The 24,062-nt window shown below is 73.1% G+C and carries 19 protein-coding genes; 15 read left to right on the forward strand and 4 right to left on the reverse strand.

Features of this window, described 5'->3' with window-relative positions:
• Nucleotides 1-20 precede the first annotated feature (20 nt).
• Together K7472_RS06395 and K7472_RS06400 are read left to right on the forward strand one after the other, a co-directional pair.
• The gene (locus K7472_RS06395) at nt 21-1,373 is read left to right on the forward strand and encodes an ABC transporter substrate-binding protein (RefSeq protein ID WP_222974899.1); all 1,353 of its coding nucleotides are present in this window, start codon (nt 21-23) and stop codon (nt 1,371-1,373) included.
• A gap of 136 nt (nt 1,374-1,509) precedes the next feature.
• A complete protein-coding gene (locus tag K7472_RS06400) occupies nt 1,510-2,550 on the forward strand; it encodes an enoyl-CoA hydratase/isomerase family protein (RefSeq protein WP_222974901.1) in 1,041 nt (346 codons plus the stop codon).
• A 30-nt stretch (nt 2,551-2,580) separates the two neighbouring features.
• On the opposite strand, the gene K7472_RS06405 is transcribed toward K7472_RS06400, so the two are convergent.
• Nucleotides 2,581-3,462, reverse strand: a complete 882-nt coding sequence (locus tag K7472_RS06405; RefSeq protein WP_252395153.1) for a trypsin-like serine peptidase — start codon at nt 3,460-3,462, stop codon at nt 2,581-2,583.
• Between the two features lie 177 nt (nt 3,463-3,639).
• Here K7472_RS06405 and K7472_RS06410 point away from each other — a divergent pair, with 177 nt between their 5' ends.
• From K7472_RS06410 to K7472_RS06425, 4 genes are all read left to right on the forward strand, one after another.
• Nucleotides 3,640-4,332 (forward strand): response regulator transcription factor, encoded by a 693-nt coding sequence (locus K7472_RS06410; RefSeq protein WP_222974903.1) that lies wholly within the window; start codon nt 3,640-3,642, stop codon nt 4,330-4,332.
• Entirely contained in the window at nt 4,329-5,810 is a 1,482-nt protein-coding gene (locus tag K7472_RS06415; RefSeq protein WP_222974905.1) for a sensor histidine kinase, read from the forward strand. The genes K7472_RS06410 and K7472_RS06415 overlap by 4 nt, the downstream gene beginning before the upstream one ends.
• 181 nt (nt 5,811-5,991) lie before the next feature.
• A complete protein-coding gene (locus K7472_RS06420) occupies nt 5,992-6,426 on the forward strand; it encodes a hypothetical protein (protein WP_252395154.1) in 435 nt (144 codons plus the stop codon).
• A complete protein-coding gene (locus K7472_RS06425) occupies nt 6,423-6,671 on the forward strand; it encodes a hypothetical protein (RefSeq protein ID WP_222974907.1) in 249 nt (82 codons plus the stop codon). The genes K7472_RS06420 and K7472_RS06425 overlap by 4 nt, the downstream gene beginning before the upstream one ends.
• 577 nt (nt 6,672-7,248) lie before the next feature.
• On the opposite strand, the gene K7472_RS06430 is transcribed toward K7472_RS06425, so the two are convergent.
• Both K7472_RS06430 and K7472_RS06435 read right to left on the reverse strand, forming a co-directional pair.
• Nucleotides 7,249-8,016: a putative protein N(5)-glutamine methyltransferase gene (locus K7472_RS06430; RefSeq protein WP_222974909.1), complete on the reverse strand. Its 768-nt coding sequence runs from the start codon at nt 8,014-8,016 to the stop codon at nt 7,249-7,251.
• A gap of 306 nt (nt 8,017-8,322) precedes the next feature.
• Nucleotides 8,323-9,252 carry a LysR family transcriptional regulator gene (locus K7472_RS06435; protein ID WP_222974911.1) on the reverse strand — a complete coding sequence of 310 codons (930 nt, stop codon included), beginning with the start codon at nt 9,250-9,252 and terminating at the stop codon, nt 8,323-8,325.
• A 94-nt stretch (nt 9,253-9,346) separates the two neighbouring features.
• Between K7472_RS06435 and K7472_RS06440 the strand changes: the two genes are divergently transcribed.
• From K7472_RS06440 to K7472_RS06460, 5 genes are all read left to right on the forward strand, one after another.
• Nucleotides 9,347-10,051 (forward strand): succinate dehydrogenase cytochrome b subunit, encoded by a 705-nt coding sequence (locus tag K7472_RS06440; RefSeq protein WP_222974913.1) that lies wholly within the window; start codon nt 9,347-9,349, stop codon nt 10,049-10,051.
• A gap of 1 nt (nt 10,052) precedes the next feature.
• Nucleotides 10,053-11,999 carry a fumarate reductase/succinate dehydrogenase flavoprotein subunit gene (locus K7472_RS06445; RefSeq protein WP_222974915.1) on the forward strand — a complete coding sequence of 649 codons (1,947 nt, stop codon included), beginning with the start codon at nt 10,053-10,055 and terminating at the stop codon, nt 11,997-11,999.
• Nucleotides 11,996-12,742 carry a succinate dehydrogenase/fumarate reductase iron-sulfur subunit gene (locus K7472_RS06450; RefSeq protein WP_222974917.1) on the forward strand — a complete coding sequence of 249 codons (747 nt, stop codon included), beginning with the start codon at nt 11,996-11,998 and terminating at the stop codon, nt 12,740-12,742. Before K7472_RS06445 ends, K7472_RS06450 begins: the two co-directional genes overlap by 4 nt.
• An 88-nt stretch (nt 12,743-12,830) precedes the next feature.
• Nucleotides 12,831-14,684 (forward strand): ATP-binding cassette domain-containing protein, encoded by a 1,854-nt coding sequence (locus K7472_RS06455; protein ID WP_222974919.1) that lies wholly within the window; start codon nt 12,831-12,833, stop codon nt 14,682-14,684.
• Nucleotides 14,684-16,528 carry an ABC transporter ATP-binding protein gene (locus K7472_RS06460; protein ID WP_222974921.1) on the forward strand — a complete coding sequence of 615 codons (1,845 nt, stop codon included), beginning with the start codon at nt 14,684-14,686 and terminating at the stop codon, nt 16,526-16,528. Before K7472_RS06455 ends, K7472_RS06460 begins: the two co-directional genes overlap by 1 nt.
• 52 nt (nt 16,529-16,580) lie before the next feature.
• On the opposite strand, the gene K7472_RS06465 is transcribed toward K7472_RS06460, so the two are convergent.
• Nucleotides 16,581-17,750: an ROK family transcriptional regulator gene (locus K7472_RS06465; protein WP_252395228.1), complete on the reverse strand. Its 1,170-nt coding sequence runs from the start codon at nt 17,748-17,750 to the stop codon at nt 16,581-16,583.
• Between the two features lie 345 nt (nt 17,751-18,095).
• Here K7472_RS06465 and K7472_RS06470 point away from each other — a divergent pair, with 345 nt between their 5' ends.
• From K7472_RS06470 to K7472_RS06485, 4 genes are all read left to right on the forward strand, one after another.
• On the forward strand, nt 18,096-19,640 hold the full coding sequence (locus K7472_RS06470) for an APC family permease (RefSeq protein ID WP_222974923.1): 1,545 nt from the start codon (nt 18,096-18,098) through the stop codon (nt 19,638-19,640).
• Nucleotides 19,637-20,599, forward strand: a complete 963-nt coding sequence (locus K7472_RS06475) for an ROK family protein (RefSeq protein WP_222974925.1) — start codon at nt 19,637-19,639, stop codon at nt 20,597-20,599. Before K7472_RS06470 ends, K7472_RS06475 begins: the two co-directional genes overlap by 4 nt.
• 312 nt (nt 20,600-20,911) lie before the next feature.
• Nucleotides 20,912-22,861, forward strand: coding sequence for a ricin-type beta-trefoil lectin domain protein (locus K7472_RS06480; protein WP_222974927.1), 1,950 nt, complete (start codon nt 20,912-20,914; stop codon nt 22,859-22,861).
• 117 nt (nt 22,862-22,978) lie between these two features.
• On the forward strand, nt 22,979-24,058 hold the full coding sequence (locus K7472_RS06485; protein ID WP_252395156.1) for a chitinase: 1,080 nt from the start codon (nt 22,979-22,981) through the stop codon (nt 24,056-24,058).
• Nucleotides 24,059-24,062 lie beyond the last annotated feature (4 nt).

Consider the following 24,062-nt stretch of genomic DNA (forward strand, 5'->3'; position numbering starts at 1 on the left):
GAACCGAGGAGCCCGCGGTCATGCGCCTTCCCCTGCCCCTGTGCCACGAGAACCCCCGTGGGCCAAGTGGAACGTTCCGCCGAACGACCCGTGGAAAAGCCGTCGCCGTCGTACCGCTGCTCGCCACCGCACTCGTGCTGACCGGGTGCGGATCGGGCGGGAACGGCTCCGGTTCGAGCGCGAACGGAAAGCCCGAAGGCACCATCACGTTCCAGACCTGGAATCTGCGCACGAACTACAAGGACTACTTCGACGGGCTGATCGCCGACTTCGAGAAGCAGTACCCGGACGTCCACGTCAAGTGGGTCGACCAGCCCGCCGACAACTACGCGGAGAAGCTCAGCGCCGACGCCGCCGCCGGAACGCTTCCGGACGTCGTCAACGTCTCCCCCGACCTGTCCTACCCGCTGGCCAAGGCCGGCCTGCTGCTCAACCTGGACAAGGAGCCGGCCGCCGCGAAGTACAAGGCCGAGTACACGCCGCAGGCGTGGCAGGGCGACCAACTGCCCGGGCTGGGCGGCAGTTACTCCTTCCCCTGGTACCTCAACACCGGTCCGCTCTTCTACAACAAGGCGCTCTTCCGGCAGGCGGGGCTGAACCCGGACGACCCGCCGAAGACCTACGACCAGTTGTTCGCCGACGCCGACGCGATGGCGAGGCACTCGCACGGCACGATCGCCGCCTTCGCCCAGTCACCGTCCATCGAGGACTTCGGGCGCTACGGCGTGCAGTTGATGAACTCCGACGAGACGGCGTTCACCTACAACAGCGCCAAGGGCGTCCAACTCCTCACCGCCTACAAGACGTTGTACGACGAGGGCGGCCTCGGCTCGCAGGCGCTGTCCACCACACCGGACGCGGCGGGGCAGGCGTTCCTCCAGCAGAAGGTCGCGATGAACCCGGGCAGCGCCCACGACCTGGACAACTTCAAGGTCAACGCGCCCGACCTGTACAAGAACATCGGCATCACCGACGCGCCCGACAACACCGGGCACCCGAACATGTACCTGATGGGCCTCGCCGTCAACAACACCAGCGAGCACAAGGCCGCCGCCATCGCCTTCGCCCACTTCGTCACCGACAAGCCGAACCAGGAGTCGTTCGCCCACAAGGTGGCGATCTTCCCCTCGACCGTGGGATCGCTCGACGAGCCGTACTGGACCAAGGACGACGGCACCAGCGAGGGCGCGGTGCGGGTCGCCTCCGCCGAAGCGCTCAAGGGCGCGGTCAACTACACGCCGGTGGTGATGACCGACCAGATGAAGATCGTGCTCCAGAACGAGGTGGCGAAGGCGCTCCAGGGCAAGGAGAGCCCGAAGCAGGCGCTCGACAACGCCGTCGCCCAGAGCGACCGGTTGCTGCGCCAGAGCTGACGCCCATGGCCCCGGCGGGCCCGCCGAACGGGAGGTCCGGCCCGGCGCCTAGGCTGGCGGCAGGAGTCCGGTTCCGCGGCGCTCCGGCCCACCGGCGCCGGACCCGCGTCGTCCAGGCAGGACAGTCAGGAGCAGCATGAGCGTCCCCGTGAAGACGTCCGTACACGACGGCGTCGCGACCGTCCTGCTGGACCGCCCCGCCGCCCTCAACGCGCTCGACCTGCGGATGGTCCAGCGGATGCGGGCCGCGCTGGAGGCCTGGCGGGACGACGAGTCGGTGCGGGCCGTGGTGGTGCGCAGCACCTCCCCGAAGGCGTTCTGCTCCGGCGGCGACATCAGAGCCGTGCGGGAGGCCGCGGTGCGCGGCGACGCCGACGCGGTCCGCGGCTACTTCGCCGCCGAGTACGGGCTGGACGCCGCGGTCGCCGGATACCCCAAGCCGTACGTGGCGCTGATCGACGGCTACGCGCTCGGCGGCGGCCTGGGCATCTCGGTGCACGGCTCGGTGCGCGTGGTGACCGAACGCGCCGGGCTGGCGATGCCGGAGACGGCGATCGGCTTCTTTCCCGACATCGGCGCGGGGTACTTCCTGCCCCGGCTGCGCGGCGCGGTCGGCACGTACCTCGGTCTGACCGGGGCACGGGTCTCGGGCGCCGCCGCCGTCGAGTGCGGGCTGGCCACGCACTACGTGGATTCGGGTGAACTCCCGGCGCTGGAACGTGAGTTGAACGCGTCCGGCGGTCACGACCCGGACGCGGTCCTCACCCGGTACAGCACGACGCCGCCGCCCTCGGAGCTGCACGGCCGCTACGAGGCGATCGAGCGCTGCTTCGGCGTGGAGACGCTGGAGGAGGTCTTCGAGCGCCTCGACGCCGAGAGCCGCGGCGACGAGGAGGGCGACTGGGCCCGGGAGACGCTGGCCGCGCTGCGTCGGGGAGCGCCCTCCAGCCTCGTGCTCACTTTCGAGCTGCTGCGGCGGGGCGCGCGGTCGTCCCTCGCGGAGTGTCTGGACCGGGATCTGCGGCTGGCGCTGCGGGTCGCCCCGACCCACGACTTCACCGAGGGCGTGCGGGCCGCGCTCGTGGACAAGGACCGCGAGCCCCGGTGGTCACCGGAGACGTTCGGCGAGCTGACGCGGGAGCGGCGGGACCACCTGGTCGGGTTGCTCGACGGATGACGCGGCGCGAGACCGACTGACCGCCGTCGCCTACCGCTTCTTCCCGCCGCCGTCCAGCGCCACCGCCCGTTCGTACAACTTCCGTACGTCCGCGCCGAAGTACGGGCTGTACGACACGTCCGCCGTGTCGCCGCCCTCCTGGAAGCCGCCGATGACGCCGATCACCGTGCCGGTGCCCGCCGCCGGGTCGTAGCCGGTGAGCCACGGGCTTCCGCTGGTCCCGCCGGGGAACCCCACGCAGTTGACGCGCAGTTGGCGGGCGCTCTGCCGGATGGTGGTGTTGACGCAGGAGATCGGCTCCTGGCCGCTGGACGGGTAGCCGGTGAGCCGTACCGGGCGGCCGAACGGTGTGTTCACGCCCAGGTTGTCGGCGCCGAGGACGTCCTCGACGTGCCTGCCGTGCAGCGGACGCAGGATGACGAAGCCGACGTCCAGGTCGGGGTCGGAGGTCTTCGTCCAGCGCGGGTCGACGACCAGGGCGCTCACCCGCCAGGTGCCGTTGGGCGCGGCGCCGTCGCGGTAGCTGGGGACGAAGACGATGTCCTTGCGGTAGCCGCTGCCCTGGCCTCCGTGGATGCAGTGCGCCGCGGTGAGCACGAGGTCCTTGCCGGGGCTGTGCACGACGCTGGCGCTGCAGAAGTGGTCACCGCTCGCGTCGTGGTCGAACAGCGCGCCGATCCGGGCGTTGCCCACCCTGGGCACCGGTGTGTACGACATGCCGTGCGGGGTGTGGATGTCGGCGGTCGCGCGGCGCAGGCGCTGCGCCGACCAGGTGCCGAAGGCGTCGCTGGTGTCCGCCGGGCCTCCGAGGGCGCAGGAGGACAGCAGCGCGGCCCCGGCCAGCAGCGCGCCCGCCGCGACCACCCGGAGCCGCCGGGCCCTCGGACCGGTCCCGGTAGCGTGCACGCCCATGCGCCCGATACTGGGCGCGCTCGTCGCCGTCCGCTACCGCAGTGGTCCGGACGGGGCCGGTACCGCGTTCGCAGGAAAGCCCGGTACGGTGCGGCCTCTGCGCCCGGTCCCCCGCGGCCGGCGCGCCCGCACCGCGACGCGTGTACGACGGCACGCGCAGGCAGGAGAGGCGTTCCCATGACCGAACGATCGGGCCGGGTCCTCGTCGTCGACGACGACGCCGCGATCCTGCGCTCCCTGGGGCGGGGGCTGCGGCTCGCCGGGTACGCGGTCGGCCTGGCCCAGGACGGCGCGAGCGCGCTGCGGGAGCTGGCGGACCAGCCCGTCGACGTCGTGGTGCTGGATGTGTCCATGCCGGGCATCAGCGGCATCGAGGTCTGCGAGCGGCTGCGGGCGACCGGGAACGACGTGCCGGTGCTGATGCTCTCGGCGCTGGACGAGGTGGCCGACCGGGTGGCGGGATTGCAGGCGGGGGCGGACGACTACCTGGTCAAGCCGTTCGCGTTGCAGGAGCTCGAACTGCGGCTCCAGGCGCTGCTGCGGCGCAGGCCCGCGAGCCCCGGCGACACGGTGCGCGCCGGTGAGCTGGTGCTCGACCCGGGCTCACGAGAGGTGATCTACGCGGGCGCGCCGGTGCGACTGACCCGCCGGGAGTTCGAGCTCCTGGAGGTGCTGGCGCGCAACGCGGGCATGGTGCTCAGCCGCGACCAGCTGCTGGACCGGGTGTGGGGGTACGACTTCGAGGTGCGCACCGACGCCGTGGACACGTTCGTGAGCTACCTGCGGCGCAAGCTGGAGGCGGACGGGCGGCCGCGGCTGATACAGACCGTGCGCGGGGTCGGTTTCGTGCTGCGCGAGGAGGCGCGGTGAAGCTGTCGACCAGGATCGCGATCGCGGTGGGCGTCACCGTGCCGCTGATGGTGCTGGCGTCCGGGCTGCTGCTGACGCGGCTGATCAGCCGGGACATCCACGCCGGTCAGGACGCGCGGCTGCGGGACCGGGCCGCCGTGGTGCTGCCGGTGGCGCGCGAGCTGCTGCGGGTGGACCGGGCGGGGCGGCCCGCGCAGCAGCAGTCACGGGAGCGCAAGCTGTTCTCCGCCGCGCTGGACGTGGGCGTCCGCGTGGTGTCAGGGACGGACGGCTCGGTCGCCGCCGAGGGCGGACCGCAGCCGACGGACAGCGTGCCCCTGCCCGCCGCGGCCGGCCGCAACCCGGTGACGGTCTCCGCGGACGGCAGGAGCTGGCGGGCGCTGAGCCTGCCGGTCACCGGCGGCCAGGCGGGCGACACCCTGTGGGTCTTCTCCCCCGCGTCGCAGGCGGACGCGGGCGTGAAGGCGGTACGGCGGCGGGTGCTGCTGGTCGCGCTGATCGCCGCGCCGGTCTCGGCGCTGGTGGGGCTGGGGATCGCCGAGCGGGCCACGTTGCCGCTGCGGCGCCTGCGGCGGCGGGCCGGTGGCCTGGACCCGGGGGTGAGCGCGGCCCGGCTCGATCACCGGCTGTCGCGCGTCACCGAGGTCGACGAACTGGCCGGGACGCTCCAGACGCTGCTGGCCCGCTACGACGAGCAGGCGGCCCGCACGGGTGAGGCGCTGGAGACCGCGCGGTCGTTCTCCGCCGCCGCCTCGCACGAGTTGCGCACGCCGCTGATGAGCATGCAGACCAACCTGGAGATCCTCGCCGCCCACCCGGACCTGGATCCGTCCGAGCGCGCCGAGGTGGTGTCCGACCTGCGCGGCGAGCACGAACGGCTGCTGGGGCTGCTGGTGACGCTGCGGGCGCTGGCGCAGGGCGACCTGGTCGAGGCGGACTCCTTCACGCCCGTCGACCTCGGCCGGCTGGTGACCGCGTCCGCCGCCGACGCGGCGCGCAGGCATCCCGCGGCGCGCGTGACGGCCGCCGTCGGCCCGGACCCGCGCACCCGGGGCTGGGAGCCGGGACTGCGGATGGTCGTCGACAACCTGCTGACGAACGCGCTGGTGCACGGGCGTGCCCCGGGTGCGCCGGGCGCCGTCGTCGAGGTGGCGCTGCGCGCCCGGCCGGGAGCCGCGGTGCTCACCGTGGACGACCACGGCCCGGGCATCCCGCTGTCGGCCCGCGAGCGGGTCTTCCGGCGCTTCGAACGCGGCGGGGACAGCCCCGGCACCGGGCTCGGCCTGACCCTCGTCGCCCAGCAGGTCGACCTGCACGGCGGCGCGGTGCGGATCACCGACCGGCCGGACGGCACGCCGGGCACCCGGTTCGAGGTGACGCTGCCGCTCAGCGACACGCCGACGGTGGTCCTGCCGGTCCACCGCGACTGGCTGACCGGCTCCCTCCCGCGCATCCCGAGCGGATCGCGGGAGGCCTGACGGGCCGTACGGGCCGGGGCGGGCCGAACCGGGGCCCGGGAGGCGGCCACAAAGAAACCACAAGAAGCGCTCCTACGGTCGTGTCCACGCGGCCCGCCGAGCCCTCCCAGCGGCGTGGCGGGCCGCTCCCTTCCGTATCGCAAGCCCCCACCCGGGGGCCGCACGAAGTGGAGTGAAGACCATGCAGCGTCGCAAGGCGGCGATGGCCGCGACCGTGGCGGGCATCGCCCTGACGGGTTCCCTGGTGGCCGGAGCGGCGCCGTCCTACGCCGACAGCGCCTCCTCGACGGTCACCACAGCCGCGAAGGCACCGAAGGGCGACGGCGCTAAGGTGCTGTGCCGCCGGGTGCCCGCGCTGGAGCGCCGGGTGAACCGGGCGGTCAAGCGCCTGGAGGCCGGTGTGAACACGCCCGGCTCGATCGCGCGGCTCCAGCAGCGCATCGACAACGCCAACGCCAAGGGCGACACGGCCGTCGCCAAGCTGTTGGGCGACCGGATGTCCACCCGCAAGGCGCTGCTGCCGAACCTGGAGCAGCGGCAGACCGACCTGAAGTCGGTGGGGTCCTGGTGCCAGACGCAGGGCGACGCCAGCGGCTCGGCGGGCGTCGGCTCGTGACGCGGCGTCGTCGGCTGTCCCTGGGCGTGGCGGCGGCCCTGGCCGTCCCGGTGCTGTTCACGACGGCCTGCTCCGGCCACGACAGCGGCGCCGCGGCAGGCGGCTCGCAGCCCGCGGCCACCTCGTCGCCGGGCACCGCGGCGCCCTCCGGGTCGTCCGCGGACCAGCTCCAGCAGATGCAGCAGAAGGTGAACGCGGCGCAGAGCGCGGCGGACGCCGCGGACCAGGACGCGAAGAGCAACTAGCGCGCGGCGACACCCGCGAGGTACCGGAAAAGGTCCCTCGAACGCAGTGCCCTCACCCGCCCGGGTGAGGGCACTGCGCACATTGACCGCTATGCGCTGACCAACTCCGACCTGCGGAAACGGCTTTCGCGCCGCATCACCCCGTACGGCGTCCGGGTGAGTCCCGGCGTGTCGCCCGCGTCGCCAGGTGGCCGCCGGGCGGATTGGATCAGGGGGAGCCGTCCGGTCAACCCGGGAGTCCGCCATGAACGGTGTGGGTCACATAGCCGGTCGTACGGGAAGCGCCCTCCGTACGCCCTCGGTCGTCACGACCGCCGTCACCGCGCCGCGCATCGGCACGCCCGGCTCTCGGGTGCGCACCACGTCCGGTGCACCGCTTCCGGCCGCGTTCGTCCACGACCATCATCCCGCCGCCGTCCGCGGCAGCGGCGCGTGCCCTTCCTCGCGCCGCCCTCCGGACCGGAAGGCCTGAGCCGTACCGGCCTACCTCCCCGTCGCGGTGAGGGCCTTCCACCCCTGTCGTGCCCCGGTGCCGCCTCGCGCGCGCCGGGGCACGATGCCGTCCGGGCGCCGCGGATCAGGGCGCGGTCGCGATGACGACGGTTGCGCCGAGGTCCTCGTCGCGCTCGATCCGGGGTACCAGACCACCCGCGGCGACCGTCCGCACCGCACGTTCCGCCTGACGTGCGCTCGTCTCGACCAGCAGGCTGCCGCCAGGGGCCAGCCAGCGCGGCGCCTGTGCGGCGACCCTGCGCAGCACGTCGAGGCCGTCCGCGCCGCCGTCGAGCGCGACCCGGGGTTCGTGGTCGCGGGCCTCCGGGGGCAGCAGCTCGATGTCGTCGGTGGGCACGTAGGGCACGTTGGCGGTGAGGACGTCGACCCGGCCGCGCAGCGCCGTGGGCAGCGGGGCGAACAGGTCGCCGCGGTACACCCGGCCGCCCACGCGCTCCAGGTTGCGCCGGGCGCAGCGCACCGCCGCCGGATCGACGTCCGCCGCGTACAGCTCGGCACCGGGGACGGCGGCGGCGAGCGCGAGGCCGAGCGCGCCGGAACCGCAGCACAGGTCGAGCAGGACCGCGCCGGTCCTGGCCAGCGCGACGGCGTGGCCGAGCAGGAACTCGGTGCGGCGGCGGGGCACGAAGACGCCGGGGTCCACGGCGACGCGCAGCGAGGCGAACCCGGCCCACCCCACGACGTGCTCGACGGGCAGTCCGGCGGCGCGCAGGCCCGCCATCGTGGCGAGTTCGTCCGCGTCACGGGCGGTGGAGATCAGCAGGTCCGCCTCGTCCTCGGCGAAGACGCAGCCAGCGGCGCGCAGCGCGGCGACGACCTCGGCGCGCGTCATGGGCGCCGAGGGCGAAGGACGGGACGGGACGGGTGAGCGGGACGGGACGGGTGGGACGACGGGTACGACATGGGAGCCTTTCGGGATGCCCGCGGGCACTCCTCGACGGGCTACGCCGTACGGACCGTACGCGCCGGGGCGACGGAACGGGCGGAACGGCGGCGAGACGGGAGCACCCGGTCTGACACAGCGGGAATCGGTCTCACCTCCTCGGCTCGGTCCGGTGGCGGTCGTCGGTGACCGGTCCCGGATCCTGCGGCTGTCCTGGTACGGGGACGCACTGATGCCGCGTCCCGGTGCGCCACCCTACCCCAGCAGCCGGGTCCTGGGCGGCAGTTCCCCGGCCCGGCTCGCGGCGGCCAGGTGTTCGCCCAGCACCGTGTGCAACTCCCGTGCCGCGCGCGGCGGTTCGACGTCCTTGCGGTGCGCCAGCGAGATGGTGCGGTGCAGACCGGGCCCCTCGAAGGGGGTGACGCGCAGTCCGGAGCGCACGGCGGCCATGCCCGGCAGCACGGCGAGGCCGAGTCCGGCGCGCACGAAGCCCACGACCGCGTCCATCTCGCCGCCCTCCACGGTGAAGACCGGGTCGAAGCCCGCGGCGCGGCACACCGCGGTGGTCAGTTCCCGCAGGTCGTAGCCGCGCCGGAACATCACCAGGGGCTGGTCGCGCAGGTCGGCCACCTTCAGCCGCCCCCGGCTGCCCGGGGCCGGCGCGTCCGGGGAGGTGACCGCCACCAGTTCCTCGCGCAGCAGTTCGGTGGTGGCGAGCGCGGGGCCCTGGCCGGGCAGCGGGGTGATGACCAGGGCGAGGTCGAGTTCGCCGGCGGCCAGCACGCGGACCAGGTCGCGCGAGCCGCCCTCGTGGACGACCAGCTCGACGCCCGGGTAGCGGTCGTGGAAGGCGCGCAGCACGTCGGGGACGAGGCCGACGCACAGGCTCGGGGTGGCGCCCAGCCGGACCCGGCCGCGCCGCAGCTGCACGACCTCCTGCACCTCGCGGCGGGCGGTCTCGGTGTCGGCGAGGATGCGCCGGGCGAGCGGCAGCAGCGCCTCGCCCGCGTCGGTGAGCGCGATGTGGCCCCGGGCGCGGTGGAACAGTTCGGCGCCCAGTTCCCGTTCGAGGGCGCGGATCTGCTGGGACAGCGAGGGCTGGGCGACGTGTGCCTGGGCGGCGGCCCGGGTGAAGTGGCGGGTCTCGGCGACGGTGACGAAGTAGTGGAGTTGATGCAGCTGCACACCGCCATCGTACGGCGACGATAGCCTGAGCCTATTGAAACCAGCCATATCATGTCTTGGACCGATGCGGTGGTGCCGTCCTACCGTCGCCGACATGGCACTGGCGACTCGGGCGGTACCGCGACCGTCCACCCTGGCGACCCTGTGGCGGTCCACGATCGGCAAGAAGACGGTGATGGCCGTCACCGGCGTGGTCATGCTGCTCTTCCTCGTCGCGCACATGCTGGGCAACCTGAAGATCTTCTTCGGCGCGGGCGACTACAACGCCTACGCGAGCTGGCTGCGCACCATCGGCGAACCGGCGCTGCACCACGGCTGGTTCCTGTGGATCATGCGGGTGGGGCTCGTGGCATCGGTGGCCGGGCACGTGGTCTCGGCGTGGCAGCTCAGCCGCCGCGACCTGGCCGCCCGCCCCACCGCCTACGTCCACCGGCGCCCGCGCGCGAGCTACGCGACGCGCACCATGCGCTGGGGCGGCGTCATCCTGGCGCTGTTCATCGTCTGGCACATCCTGGACCTGACGACGCTGACGGTGAACCCGCGCGCCGAGCCGGGCCACCCGTACGAGAACGTGGTAGCCGACTTCCACAACTGGTACGCCGACGTCATCTACCTCGTGGCGATGCTCGCCCTCGGCCTGCACATCCGCCACGGCTTCCGGAGCGCGGCGCAGACCCTGGGCGCCGTCACCCGGCGCGGCGACCGGGCCTTCCGGATCGCCGGGAACGTGCTCGCCCTCGTCCTGACCGCGGGGTTCGTCGCGGTGCCCGTCTCGGTGATGACCGGAGTGCTGAACTGACATGACGTCATATCTGGACTACTCGGTCGGCGAGCCCATCGCCGACACCCGCGCGCCCGAGGGCCCGGTCGGGGACCGCTGGGACCGCCGCCGCTTCACCGCGAAGCTGGTCAACCCGGCCAACCGCCGCGCCCACACGGTCATCGTCGTCGGCACGGGCCTCGCGGGCGGCGCAGCGGGCGCCACGTTGGCCGAACAGGGCTACCGCGTCACGCAGTTCTGCTACCAGGACTCCCCGCGCCGGGCGCACTCGATCGCCGCGCAGGGCGGCATCAACGCGGCGAAGAACTACCGCAACGACGGCGACTCGGTGCACCGCCTGTTCTACGACACCGTCAAGGGCGGCGACTTCAGGGCCCGCGAGTCCAACGTGCACCGGCTGGCCGAGGTCTCGGTGCAGATCATCGACCAGTGCGTCGCGCAGGGCGTGCCGTTCGCCCGCGAGTACGGCGGACTGCTGGACACCCGTTCGTTCGGCGGGGTGCAGGTGTCGCGCACGTTCTACGCGCGCGGCCAGACCGGGCAGCAACTGCTGCTCGGCGCCTACCAGGCGCTGTCCCGGCAGATCGCGGCAGGCGCGGTCGAGATGCACCCGCGCACCGAGATGCTCGACCTGATCGTGATCGACGGGCGGGCCCGTGGCATCGTCGCCCGCGACCTGGTCACCGGCCGGATCAGCACCCACTTCGCCGACGCGGTGGTGCTGGCGACCGGCGGCTACGGCAACGTCTTCCACCTGTCGACCAACGCCAAGAACTCCAACGCCACCGCGATCTGGCGGGCGCACCGGCGCGGCGCGTACTTCGCCAACCCCTGCTTCACCCAGATCCATCCCACGTGCATCCCGCGCTCCGGCGACCACCAGTCGAAGCTGACGCTGATGAGCGAGTCGCTGCGCAACGACGGCCGCATCTGGGTGCCGAAGGCCAAGGGCGACCGGCGTCCGCCCGGCGAGATCCCGCAGGCCGAACGCGATTACTACCTGGAGCGGATCTACCCGGCGTTCGGCAACCTCGTGCCGCGCGACATCGCGTCGCGCGCGGCGAAGAACGTCTGCGACGAGGGACGCGGCGTGGGCCCCGGCGGGCAGGGCGTCTACCTGGACTTCGCCGACGCCATCGCGCGCATGGGCCGGGAGAAGGTGGCGGAGAAGTACGGCAACCTCTTCGAGATGTACGAGCGGATCACGGCCGAGGACCCGTACCGGGTGCCGATGCGCATCTATCCGGCGATCCACTACACGATGGGCGGGCTGTGGGTGGACTACGACCTGCGCACCACGATCCCGGGGCTGTTCGCCATCGGGGAGGCCAACTTCTCCGACCACGGCGCCAACCGGCTGGGCGCCTCCGCCCTCATGCAGGGTCTGGCCGACGGCTACTTCGTGCTGCCGTGCACCATCAACGACTACCTGGCCCGGCAGCCGCGCGACGAGGTGGACCCGGCGCACCCGGCGGTCACCGAGGCGGTCACCCGGACGACCGGCCGGCTGGACCGGCTGCTCGCGGTCGACGGCGACCGCACCCCCGAGTCGTTCCACCGGGAGCTGGGCCAACTGCTGTGGGAACACTGCGGGATGGCGCGTGACGACGCCGGACTGCGCAAGGCGCTGGAGCGGATCCCGGCGCTGCGCGAGGAGTTCTGGCAGCGGGTCAAGGTCCCCGGCACCGGCGAGCGGCTCAACCAGCAGCTGGAGAAGGCCAACCGGATCGTCGACCACCTGGAGCTGGCCGAGCTGATGTGCCTCGACGCGCTGCACCGCACCGAGTCGTGCGGCGGCCACTTCCGCGAGGAGAGCCGCACGCCCGAGGGCGAAGCCGCCCGCAAGGACGAGGAGTTCGGCTACGTCGCCGCGTGGGAGTTCACCGGCGACGGCGCCGCGCCCGTCCTGCACAAGGAGGACCTGGTCTTCGAGTACGTCCACCCCACCCAGCGGAGTTACGCATGAGGCTCACCCTGCGCATCTGGCGCCAGCCCGGCCCCGACGCCGACGGCGCCATGACCACGTACGAGGTCGACGGCATCGCACCCGAGATGTCGTTCCTGGAGATGCTCGACACCCTCAACGAGAGGCTGATCACGGAAGGCGAGGACCCGGTCGCCTTCGACCACGACTGCCGGGAGGGCATCTGCGGCGCGTGCGGCATGGTGATCAACGGGCGGGCGCACGGGCCGGAGCGGACCACCACCTGCCAGTTGCACATGCGGCACTTCGCGGACGGCGACACCGTCGACGTCGAGCCGTGGCGCGCGGCGGCCTTCCCGGTCGTACGGGACCTGGTCGTCGACCGCTCGGCGTTCGACCGGATCATCGGCGCCGGCGGCTACGTCACCGTGCCCACCGGGAGCGCCCCGGAGGCGCACGCCACCCCGGTGCCCAAGCCCGCCGCCGACACCGCGTTCGAGCACGCCGAGTGCATCGGCTGCGGGGCGTGCGTGGCGGCCTGCCCGAACGGGTCGGCGATGCTGTTCACCTCGGCGAAGGTCGTCCATCTGAACGTGCTGCCGCAGGGCGCACCCGAGCGGGAGAGCCGGGTGCTGGACATGGTCGGGCAGATGGACGCGGAGGGCTTCGGCGGCTGCACCAACACCGGTGAGTGCGCGGTGGCCTGCCCGAAGGGGATCCCGTTGCCGTCGATCGCCGCGATGAACCGCGAGTTCCTGCGCGCGGCCCGCAAGGCACCCAGGTAGCCCCCGCCGCGGGGAAAGAGGTTTGCGCCGACCCGTCGGCGCGGCGCACACTCGGCGGGCACCGATCGCACCTTCCCGGGGGAGAGCCATGCCCGATCAGGCCGCGTACCGCACCCGATGGGCGGCCTGGCGGATGCTGTGGTCGGCCTCCCGCACGCTGTCACTGACCGCCCTCGCGCTGCTGGCCGCCGACGCGGTGCTGCCCAGCCTCACGCTGGTGGCGATGGGCTGGGCGACCGGCCGCATCCCGGCCGCAGTGACACACGGCGTGGACTCCCCCGCCGGGCACGCGCTGCTGTGGTCGCTGACGCTGGCGGCCTGCTGCTTCGCGCTGTCCATGCTGCGCGGCCCGGCGCAGGACGTGGTGAGCGCCGCCGCCCGGGCCCGGCTCACCGCCACGTTGCAGGAACGCCTGGTGCGGGCGGTCTCCGCCCCGGCCGGGATCGCGCACCTGGAGGACCCCGAGGTGCTGGACCGGCTCGCGTCGGCGCAGGGCGAGGTGGTGGGCCAGCAGCCCGCGGACGCGCCGATCACGCTGCTCCAGCAAATGGGCAGCAGGCTGGGCGGGCTGGTCGCCTGCGGGGTGCTGAGCACGTACCGCTGGTGGCTGGGCCTGGCGCTGCTGACCGCGTGGCTCGTCGTGCGGCAGCCGTTGCGCGCCCTGGTGCGTTCACGGGTCGGCACCTACCGGCGGGCGAGCCGGCCGCTGCGCCGCTGCTGGTACTTCCTGGGCCTGGCCTGGCGGCCGCAGTGGGCCAAGGAGGTGCGGGTCTTCGGGCTCGGCGAGTGGGTGGTGTCCGAGGCGTCCCGGCTGTACACCGAGGCGATGCGGCCCTCGTGGCGTTCGGTGGCCCGGCTCAACCTGCGGGTGGCGCTGTGCGCGCTGCTGGTGCTGGCCGCCTACGGGCTGGGCGCGGGCACCCTCGCCTGGGACGCGTCCCACCACGACGTCCCGTTGCGCACGCTGGCGACGATGCTGCCGATGCTGCTGGCCACCATGCCGGTCGGCAGTGTGACGGCGACCGACTTCAGCCTGGAGGGGATGCTGTCGGCGCTGCCCGACCTGGACCGGCTGGAGGCCGATCTGGGTTCTGTAGAAGGTGACTTGACGGTGGATCAGGTCACGGGTGACGCCGCGGGGCTGCCCCGGGAGGCGATCCGCCTGGAGGGGCTGGCGTTCCGGTACCCCGGTGCCGAGCACGACGTCCTGCACGACCTCGATCTGGAACTGCCCGCCGGGCGCTCCCTCGCCCTGGTCGGCGTGAACGGCGCGGGCAAGACCACCCTGGTCACCCTGCTGGCCCGGCTGCGCGAGCCGACCGGCGGCCGGATCACCGTCGACGGCACCGACCTGGCCGCCCTCGACGCGAGATCCTGGCAACGCCAACTGGCCGTCGTCTTCCAGGACTTCACCCGCTACCCGCTCACCGTCGCGGAGAACGTCTCCCTGTCGCTGCGCGGTGATCCACCCGACCCCGCGGCACTGGCCCGCGCCGCCGACCGGGCCGGGGCCGCCGAGCTGATCGCCGGACTCCCGCACGGCTGGGACACCGTGCTGTCCCCGCACTACACCGGCGGCACCGACCTGTCCGGCGGCCAGTGGCAACGCCTCGCGCTCACCCGGGCGTTGTACGCCGTGGAACGCGGCGCCCGGGTGCTGATCCTCGACGAGCCGACCGCGCAACTGGACGTGCGCGCGGAGGCCGCGTTCTACGACCGCTTCCTCGCCATCACCGAGGGCACCACCAGCGTGATCATCTCGCACCGCTTCTCCACCGTCCGCCGCGCCGACCGCATCGCGGTCCTGGACGGCGGCCGGATCACCGAGACCGGCGGCCACGACGAACTGCTCGCGGCGGACGGCCAGTACGCGGAGTTGTTCCACGCCCAGGCCGCCCGCTTCACCGGCGCCACGGCCAGGACCGGCGGGAGGACGAACTGATGCGACGTCACTTGTCTCGCCTGCGTGGCCTGTTGCCGGACCTGCGGGTGCTCGCCCTGCTGGGCACGTCCGGCTTCCGTGCCGCGCCCCTGCTGATGACGGCCTCCGCGCTGCTGTACGTCGTCGGCTCGGTCGCCTCCGTCACCGGCACCCTCGGCTACCGCGTCGTCATCGACGCCGCCGCCCGGCACGACGCGCACCACGCGGCGGTCGGCGCGGCGCTGGTGGCCGCACTGTTCACCGTCTCGTGGGTGTGCGGGATCGTCGGCGCGATGCAGAACTCCGTGCTCACCGACAAGGTCGCGCTGCTGATCAACACCCGGCTCAGCCGCCTGACCGCCACCGTCGCCGGGCTCGAACTGCTGGAGCGCCCGGACCGGCTCGCCGACCTCGACCAGGTCCGCGACAACCGGCGCAGCGTCGCGGGCGCGCCCCGGCAGTTCCTCAAGGGCCTCCAGACGCTGGTGCGCGGCGGCGGCATCCTGGTGCTGCTCATCACCGTCTACCCGCCGATCGTCATCGTGCCGCTGCTGGGCGCGGTGCCCGCGCTGGCCGACCGGCGCGCGTCCCGGCTGCTGAAGCAGGCCGACGACGACCTGGCGCAGGACCGGCGACTGCTGGCCGACCTGTTCCGGATCACCACCACCGCGGAGACCGCCAAGGAACTGCGCATCTCCGGCGTGACCCGTGACCTGGCGGCGCGGCACATGGCGCTCGGCGAGCGGGTGCGCTCCCGGTCGGTGAGCGCGGCCCGGCGCAGCGCCGCGTGGGAGGCGGGCGGCTGGCTGGTGTACGCGGCCGGGTTCTGCGGCGCGATCGTGCTGCTGGTGCTGCGCGCGGCGCACGGCCACACCAGTCCCGGCCAGGTCGTGATGGCGGTGAGCCTGCTGCGGCGGGCGCAGGGGCAGGTGTCCGGGGCGACCGACACCGCCGGGGCGATGGGCAGCGCGTTCCGCACGGCCGGGCGGCTGCTGACGCTGGAGGACGAGGTGGCCGCCGAGCACATCGCCACGCCGCGGACCGCCCCGGTGCCGGCGCGGCTGGTGGACGGCATCCGTCTGCAGGACGTGACGTTCGGCTACCACGGCTCGCGCGAACCGGTGTTGCGCGGCGTCGACCTGACGCTGCCCGCCGGTGCCACGGTCGCGGTGGTCGGCGAGAACGGCGCGGGCAAGACGACTCTGGTCAAGCTGCTCACCGGGATGTACCGGCCGACGGCGGGGCGGATCACGGTGGACGGCACCGACCTCGCCGACATCGAACCTGCCCGCTGGCGCGAGCGCACCACGGCCGCGTTCCAGGACTTCTCCCGTTACCAGTTGACGGCACGTCAGGCGGTGGGCGTCGGCGATCTGCCGCGCGCGGACGACGACGCGGCGGTGCGGTCCGCCGTGCGGCGGGCGGACGCGGACGCGACGGTGGAGCGGCTGCCGAACGGGCTCGACACCCAGCTGGGCCGGTACTTCTCCGACGGCACGGAGCTGTCCGGTGGGCAGTGGCAACGGCTGGCACTGGCGCGGGCGTTGATGCGCGAGGAGCCGTTGCTGACGGTGCTGGACGAGCCGACGGCGGCTCTGGACGCGGCCACCGAGAGCGCGCTGTACGCCCGTTGGGCGCAGGCGGCGCGCGAGGGGGCGGGGCGGGGGGCGGTGACCGTGCTGGTCTCGCACCGGTTCTCCACGGTGCGCACGGCTGACGTGATCGTGGTGCTGGAGGGGGGACGCGTGACGGAGGTCGGCGGGCACGAGGAACTGATGACCGCGGGCGGACCGTACAGCCAGCTGTTCACCCTCCAGGCGCGGGGCTATCTCGACAGCGGGAGGCCTGCGGCCCCTGCGGGGTGAGCCCGCCGGGCGCGGCGGCCCTTCCGTGGGTCAGGGGCGGGGCGGAGCCCCGTCACCCCTGCCGTGTGTCGAAGACGTGGTCGCGGGCCGTCTCCGCCGCCGTGGCGATCGCGCCGAGCAGGACCGCGTCGTCCCCCAGCGCGGACGCCACGACCCGGGGCCGCAAGGGCGTCAGGTCGCGCAGGTGGGTCCGGATCGGCGCCAGCAACAGGTCCCCGTTGCGCCCCACCGCGCCGCCGATGACCACGAGTTCGGGGTCGATCACCGCGGCGAGGGCGGCGACCGCGTGCGCCAGCCGGGCCGCCTCGTGGTCGACGACCCGCACCGCGACGGCGTCCCCCGCGCGGGCCGCCGCGAAGACGTCCTTCGCCGTCGCCACCAGATCCGCGCGCATGCCCATCGCATGGGCCAGCCGCACGACCGCGTCGGCCGACACCGCCCCCTCCAGCGGTCCGCCCCGCGCGGACCCCGGCGCGGGCGGCTCCCCGTCGACCGGCAGCGGGAACATCGGCAGGTAGCCGATCTCGCCGGCCGCGCCGTGCCCGCCCCGGAAGACCTTGCCGTCCGCGACGAGTCCGGCGCCGAGGCCGGTGCCGATCCACAGGTACGCGAAGAGCCGCGAGCCCTGCCCCGCGCCGACCGCGTACTCGCCGAGCGCCGCGAGGTTGGCGTCGTTGACGACGTCCAGGCCGGTGCCGAGTTCGGCGCGCAGCCGGTCGAACAGGTCGCTGCGGCCCCACCCGGGCAGGTTGACCGCGTACCGGACCCGGTGGGTGCCGGGGTCGGTGACACCGGGGCTGCCGACGACGGTGTGCACGACCCGGGACCAGTCGAGCCCCGCCTCGGCGGCGACGGCGCGGGCGAGTTCCGCGGCGGCGTGGACCATGGCGCCCGCGGTGCGGGCGGTGTTCGCCGCGTCGCGGCGGCCGACGACGCGGCCGTCGAGGTCGGCGGCGGCGGCCCGCAGCCAGCCGCGGCCGACGTCGATCCCGATGACGTGGCCCGCGGTGGGATCGGCCTCGTACAGGACGGCGGCCCGGCCGCGCCCGAGGCCCCTGGACATCTCGCCGGTCTGCCTGACCAGGCCCGCGCGCTCCAGGTTGGCCAGCGCCGCGGAGACGGTGGGCTTCGACAGGCCGGTGGTGCGCGCCAGCTCGGCGCGGGAGGTGGTGCCCGCCGCGCGCAGCGCGTCCAGCAGGACGCGTTCGTTGAAGCTGCGCAGGACGCCACGGTTCCAGGGCCGTGCGCCCTGCCCGGCCCGCGCACCCGGCTCCGCCCTCGTCCCTGGCGACTCGACCCGCTCCTCCGGGTCGCGATCCGGCGCGCCCGCGCCGGTGGTGTCCGCGTTCAGGATCGTTCCCCCTGCTCAGGCCTGCCGGAGGCCGGTCACGGCTGGCTCACCGTTGTCGGTGGTCAGCCTACGAGACGGGTGGCGCGGGACGCGGTCCGGCCGGTGCGGTCCCGGCCACCGCGGGTGGTTTCCCACCACCCCTTGACCTGTATTTGTAAAGGAGACTAACTTGACGATTCCTTGACGGGCTACTTTCAGTCGGAGGAGGTGGGCTCGATGGCGGCCACCGATCACCACGCACCCGCGACGACGGACGGCGGCTTCGTCCGGCGGATCGGCCAGTTCCAGGCGAGTGCGATCAACATGAGCCAGATGGTCGGCATCGGGCCGTTCATCACCATCCCCGCGATGGTGCTGGCCTTCGGCGGTCCGCAGGCCGTCATCGGCTGGGTCGCGGGGGCCGTGCTCGCCCTGGCGGACGGCCTGATCTGGGCGGAGCTCGGCGCCTCGCTGCCGGGTGCCGGAGGCTCGTACATCTATCTGCGCGAGGCGTTCCAGTACCGGACCGGGCGGCTGATGCCGTTCCTGTTCACCTGGACCGCGATGCTCTTCATCCCGTTGATCATGTCGACCGGCGTGGCCGGATTCGTGCAGTACCTGACGTATCTGTGGCCGTCGATGACCAAGGGCCAGGGCGACCTGGTGGGACTCGTGATGTGTGTCGCGGTGGTGCTGCTGCTGTGGCGGCGCATCGAGTCGATCGGGAAGCTCGCGTCGGTGCTGTGGGTCGTGATGATCGTGAGCGTGGCGTCGGTGATCGTCGCGGCGTTCACCCACTTCCACGCGAGCGACGCGTTCAGCTACCCGCCGCACGCCTTCGCGCTGGGCACCACCAAGTTCTGGCTGGGCTTCGCCAGCGGGCTGACCATCGGCATCTACGACTACCTCGGGTACAACACCACCGCGTACATGGGCGCCGAGATCAAGAACCCCGGCCGGGTGCTGCCGCGTTCCATCATCTACGCGATCTTCGGTGTGATGGGGATCTACCTGCTGATGCAGATCGGCGTGCTGGGCGTCGTCAACTGGAAGGACATGATCGACCCGAACAACCCGGCCTCGCAGTCGGTGGCGGCGGTCGTCCTGCAGAGGGCGTGGGGCAAGGGCACCGCCGACGTCATCACCGTGCTCATCCTCGTCACCGCCTTCACCTCGGTGTTCGCCGGACTGCTCGGCGGCTCGCGGGTGCCGTACGACGCGGCGCGCGACAAGGTCTTCTTCCGGCAGTTCGGCAGGCTGCACCCCAAGCACCGCTTCCCCACGCTGAGCCTGCTGGCGATGGGGGCGATCACGGCCGGGGCGTTCTGGTTCAGCCGCCACGTGGGCACGTCGGCGAAGACCCCGCCGCTGACCGTGCTGATCACCCTGCTGACGACGGTGATGGTGATCGTGCAGGCCTTCGCGCAGATCGCGGCCGTGACGGTGCTGCGGCGCAGGCAGCCCGGCCTGGCGCGGCCGTACAAGATGTGGCTGTATCCGCTGCCCAGCGTCGTCGCGCTGGTGGGGTGGCTGACGGTCTATGTCTTCGCCGACAAGAACAACCCCGGTCTGCATCCCATCGAGTGGTCGCTGGGGTGGGTGGCGCTCGGTGTGATCGCCTTCCTGGTGTGGGCACGGCGGGAACACACGTGGCCGTTCGGCCCGAAGGACATCCGTGAGGACTTCCTGACGGTGGCCGAGGGTCGCGACGGCGATCCCACGGGCGACGGAGATCCCACGGGTGACGGTGATCCCACAGGCGACGGCGAGTCCGCGGCATGAGCGACGGAACGCGGCAGGACGGGGAGCGCGATTTCGTCCTGGGGATCGATTTCGGCGGCACGAAGGTCGCGGTCGCGGCGGCGGATCGCACGGGCCGGGTGCTGCGGTCGCTGCGGCTCGACACCCGCGCCGCCGACGGCGCCGCCCAGGCCGTGGAACGCGCCCTGCGCGCCGCCCGCGAGATGCGCGAGGCGCTGGAGACGGAGGGCGGCCGGTGCGTGGCGGCGGGCGCGGTGAGTCCGGGGGTGGTGCACGAGGACCGCATCCCGTTCGCCCCCAACGTCCCGGGCTGGGAAGACCTGAGGCTACGTCACCTCACGTCCGAGGCACTGGAGTTGGAGGTGGTCGCCTGCGCCAACGACGTGAAGGCGGGCGGCCTCGCGGAGGCACGGTGGGGTGCGTTGCGGGACGCCGATCCCGGGATCTTCCTCAGCCTGGGCACCGGTATCGGCGCGGCCGTCGTGGTGGGCGGGCGCGTGCTGGGCGGGGCGCACGGCGCGGCCGGCGAGATCGGCTACCTGCTGCGCGACGCCTCCGACACGGCCGGCGTGGCGTCCGGGCGCGCGCCGCTGGAGGAGTACGCCTCCGGCATCGGCCTGGCCCGCAGGGGATCGTCGACGCTGGGCGAACCGGCCACGGCCGCAGGCCTGTTCGCGTCGGCCGACGCACGGGCGCGAGCCCTCGTGGCCGACGCCCTCGACCAACTCGCCGTCCACGTGGCCAACTTGGCGATCACCGTCGATCCCGCCCGGATCGCGGTGGGCGGCGGCATGATGGCATCCGCGGAACGCGTGCTGCCCGCGCTGGAGCGCCGCCTGAAGGAGTTCGTTCCCTTCCCGCCGGATCTGGTCCCCGCCCGCTACGTCCAGGACTCGGCGCTGCGCGGGGCGTTGGCGCTGGCACTCGACGCCACGGGCGGGTCCCGTACGCCGTCGACCGGGGCCGAGCCACCGGCGTAGAGCAGACTGCCCCCTTCACTGACGGCGGCCCCGGCCCTCACGATTCCCCGTCGCGGGATGTCGCGGGATGTCGCGGCCGACGTCCCGCGGCCGGTCAACGGGTGAACACGGGCCGCACCTCTTGACGGCCCCTGAATTCACGAGTTAAATCACGCCGCGAAATAAGTCCGGACCTTCCCGGGCAGCCGCCCTCGCACCCCCGCCCTCCACCCGCGCAGCCCCGCAGTACGGCCCGGGGACGGGCCCGCCCAGGGACGGCGGACGCACGGCACCTTGCGAAACGGCGCCCCTCCCCCGCCCCGAAGGACCCCCATGTCCTCAACTCCCCTTCTTCCCCACGACACTTCCCCCCGCCGCCTGCTCGCCGCGCTGGTGGCCGCCGTGCTCGCCGCCGCCTGCCTCCTGATCGCCGGACCCCAGGCGCCCACCACACCGACCGAGTCGCTCGCCGACGTGACCCCGGCCGCCGCGTCCGCCACCGGCCCGGTCGACATCTACCTCACCAGCACCGACGACTCGGCCGGCCGCCACGTCACCCGGGGCCTCCAGGCGCAGACCCCCATCGCCTTCACCCCCGGCACCGGCACGAGCGGCAACGTCGTCACCGTCAACCAGAACACCACGTACCAGCAGTTCACCGGCGGCGGCGCCTCGTTCACCGACACCGCCGCGTGGCTGATGAACTCCAGTGGCGCGCTGAGCAGTTCCACGCGGGACGACGTCATGCACAAGCTCTTCGACCCCACGACCGGCATCGGGCTGGACTTCCTGCGCAATCCCATGGGCGCCTCCGACCTCGCCCGCGCCGACTACACCTTCGACGACATGCCGTCGGGCCAGACGGACCCGTCGCTCGCGCACTTCTCCATCGCGCACGACCTCGCCGACGTGCTGCCGCTCACCAAGGAGGCCGAGCAGCTCAATCCCGGCCTGAAGGTGATGGCGACGCCGTGGACCGCGCCCGCGTGGATGAAGGACAACGACTCCGACGACCAGGGCTGGCTCCAGTCCCAGTACTACGCGGCGTACGCGCAGTACTTCGTGAAGTACCTCCAGGCCTACCAGGCGCAGGGCGTGCACGTGGACTACGTGTCGGCGCAGAACGAACCGACGTGCTGCTCCGGTTACCCCTCCACGCAGTGGAACGGTTCGGGTCTCGACTACTTCATCGGCAAGGACCTGCTGCCCGCGCTGCACGCCGCCGGCCTGCCCACGAAGGTGCTGGCGCTCGACTGGAACTGGAGCGACTACGCGTCGTACGGGGCGCCGGTGGTCGACGACACGGCGATCCGCGACGACCCGCTGTTCGGCGGCGTCGCGTGGCACGGCTACGACGAGGGCAGCGCGTCGGAGCAGACCACGGTGCACGACCAGTACCCGGACGTGCCCGCCTTCGACACCGAGCACTCCGGCGGCACCTGGATCTCCGACCAGCAGAGCGAGGACATGGGCAACATCATCGACTACACCCGCAACTGGGGTACGTCGGTGGTCAAGTGGTCGCTGGCGGTGGACCAGAACATGGGCCCGCACAACGGTGGTTGCGGCACCTGCACCGGCCTGATCACCGTGCACAACGGTGACAGCCGCAGCGGGCAGGTGGACTACACCGTCGAGTACTACGACATGGGCCAGCTCACGAAGTTCGTCACACCCGGTGCCCACCGCATCGATTCGACGGCGAACAGCACGCTGCCCAACGTGGCGTGGCTCAACCCGGACGGGTCGAAGGCGCTGATCACCTACAACGCGAGCGGTTCCGCGCAGCCGCTGACCGTCGACTGGGGCGGGCAGACGTTCACTTACCCGGTGCCCGCGCGGACCGCGGCCACCTTCACCTGGAGCGGCGCGCAGACCGCGGGCGGTGCCGCGACCGGGCGGATCACCGGATACGGCGGCACGTGCGTGGACGTGGCGGGTGCGAGCCCGGCCGACGGCACGGCGGTCCAGCTCTACGACTGCAACGGCACCGACGCGCAGGAGTGGGCGGTCCTGCCCGATCGCACAGTGCGCGCGCTGGGCAAGTGCCTGGACGTGACCTCGGCCGGCACGGCCAACGGGACGCAGACGCAGCTGTACGACTGCAACGGCACGGGCGCGCAGCAGTGGGATCCGGGCGCGAACGGGTCGCTGGTCAACCCGGCGTCGGGCCGTTGTCTGGACGCCACGGGGCCGAGTTCGGCGGACGGCACCCGTCTGCAGATCTGGGACTGCACCGGCGCCGCCAACCAGCGGTGGACCCTGCCGTCCACCAGCGGCTGACATCCCCCGGCCGCCGGACAGGACGACACACGGACGACATCTCCGGCATATGCGTTAAAGAGCCGCCGATCGACCGCATTCTGATCACGTCATCTCCGCCTCGCCGAGGAGTACGTGATGCCCCGTCAGGACCGACCGGTCGGCCACCCCCGCCCCCTGCACCACCACAGCGGAAGCCCCTTCCGCCCCCGCGCCGCCGCGCTCGCCCTGTGCTCCGCACTCGTCTGCGCCGCGCTCGTCGCCACGGCTGTGCCGCCCGCGTCGGCGACCGCACCCGGCGCGGGGGCGGTGCCGGGGGCGGCGGCAGGGGCGCTCGGCTCACCCGGGATGGCGGTCGCCCCGTACTTCTACAACGGCTGGGGCGATCCGCCCGACCCCGTCGCCGTGATGCGGGCGACCGGGGTGCGGTGGTTCAGCATGGCGTTCGTGCTGGACGGCGGCGGGTGCGATCCCCAGTGGGACGGCACGCGTCCGCTGACCGGCGGCGTCGACCAGGCCACGGTGGACGCGGTACGGGCGGCGGGCGGTGACGTCATCCCGTCGTTCGGCGGCGGGCGCGGGCCGTACCTGGAGACCGGATGTCCGGACGCCGCGGCGCTGGCCGCCGCGTACCTCCGGGTCATCGACGCCTACGGACTGCGCGCGATCGACGTGGACATCGAGGGCGCCCCCTACGCGGACGCCGGGGTGCGGCGCAAGGTGGTGGACGCCCTCAAGACGGTCAAGGCGGACGACCCGGGGATCGTGGAGTACGTGACCTTCCCCAGCGGCGGCGACGGCCCCGACGCGCCCCTGGTCGAGCAGGCCGCGGCCGCGGGGCTGCGGCCGGACGGCTGGTCGATCATGCCGTTCGACTTCGGCGGCACGGAGCACGACATGGGTGCCGCGACGATCCGGGCGGCCGAAGGCCTGGCCCGCGTCCTGCGTTCCGCGTACGGCTACGACGCGGACGACGCGTACCACCACATGGGCATCTCCTCGGAGAACGGTGTCACCGGCGACGGCGAGGCGATCACGCAAGTCGACTTCCGCACGGTCGCAGCGTACGCGGCACGCCACCGCATCGCCCGGCTGACGTTCTGGTCGGTCAACCGCGACCGCCCGTGCCACGGCGCCTACCGGACGGACGACACCTGCTCCGGCGTCGCTCAGCGGGACTGGGACTTCACCAAGGTGCTGGTCGACTCCGGACTGTGACGTA

The organism is Streptantibioticus parmotrematis (assembly GCF_019890615.1).
Lineage (GTDB): Bacteria > Actinomycetota > Actinomycetes > Streptomycetales > Streptomycetaceae > Streptantibioticus_D > Streptantibioticus_D parmotrematis.

Excerpts from the sequence above, each read along its gene's own strand:
- K7472_RS06395 (WP_222974899.1), top strand. The coding sequence starts at position 21 with ATGCGCCTTCCCCTGCCCCTGTGCCACGAGAACCCCCGTGGGCCAAGT.
- K7472_RS06400 (WP_222974901.1), top strand. The coding sequence starts at position 1,510 with ATGAGCGTCCCCGTGAAGACGTCCGTACACGACGGCGTCGCGACCGTC.
- K7472_RS06405 (WP_252395153.1), bottom strand. The coding sequence starts at position 3,462 with ATGGGCGTGCACGCTACCGGGACCGGTCCGAGGGCCCGGCGGCTCCGG.
- K7472_RS06410 (WP_222974903.1), top strand. The coding sequence starts at position 3,640 with ATGACCGAACGATCGGGCCGGGTCCTCGTCGTCGACGACGACGCCGCG.
- K7472_RS06420 (WP_252395154.1), top strand. The coding sequence starts at position 5,992 with ATGCAGCGTCGCAAGGCGGCGATGGCCGCGACCGTGGCGGGCATCGCC.
- K7472_RS06430 (WP_222974909.1), bottom strand. The coding sequence starts at position 8,016 with ATGACGCGCGCCGAGGTCGTCGCCGCGCTGCGCGCCGCTGGCTGCGTC.
- K7472_RS06440 (WP_222974913.1), top strand. The coding sequence starts at position 9,347 with ATGGCACTGGCGACTCGGGCGGTACCGCGACCGTCCACCCTGGCGACC.
- K7472_RS06445 (WP_222974915.1), top strand. The coding sequence starts at position 10,053 with ATGACGTCATATCTGGACTACTCGGTCGGCGAGCCCATCGCCGACACC.
- K7472_RS06450 (WP_222974917.1), top strand. The coding sequence starts at position 11,996 with ATGAGGCTCACCCTGCGCATCTGGCGCCAGCCCGGCCCCGACGCCGAC.
- K7472_RS06455 (WP_222974919.1), top strand. The coding sequence starts at position 12,831 with ATGCCCGATCAGGCCGCGTACCGCACCCGATGGGCGGCCTGGCGGATG.
- K7472_RS06460 (WP_222974921.1), top strand. The coding sequence starts at position 14,684 with ATGCGACGTCACTTGTCTCGCCTGCGTGGCCTGTTGCCGGACCTGCGG.
- K7472_RS06470 (WP_222974923.1), top strand. The coding sequence starts at position 18,096 with ATGGCGGCCACCGATCACCACGCACCCGCGACGACGGACGGCGGCTTC.
- K7472_RS06475 (WP_222974925.1), top strand. The coding sequence starts at position 19,637 with ATGAGCGACGGAACGCGGCAGGACGGGGAGCGCGATTTCGTCCTGGGG.
- K7472_RS06480 (WP_222974927.1), top strand. The coding sequence starts at position 20,912 with ATGTCCTCAACTCCCCTTCTTCCCCACGACACTTCCCCCCGCCGCCTG.
- K7472_RS06485 (WP_252395156.1), top strand. The coding sequence starts at position 22,979 with ATGCCCCGTCAGGACCGACCGGTCGGCCACCCCCGCCCCCTGCACCAC.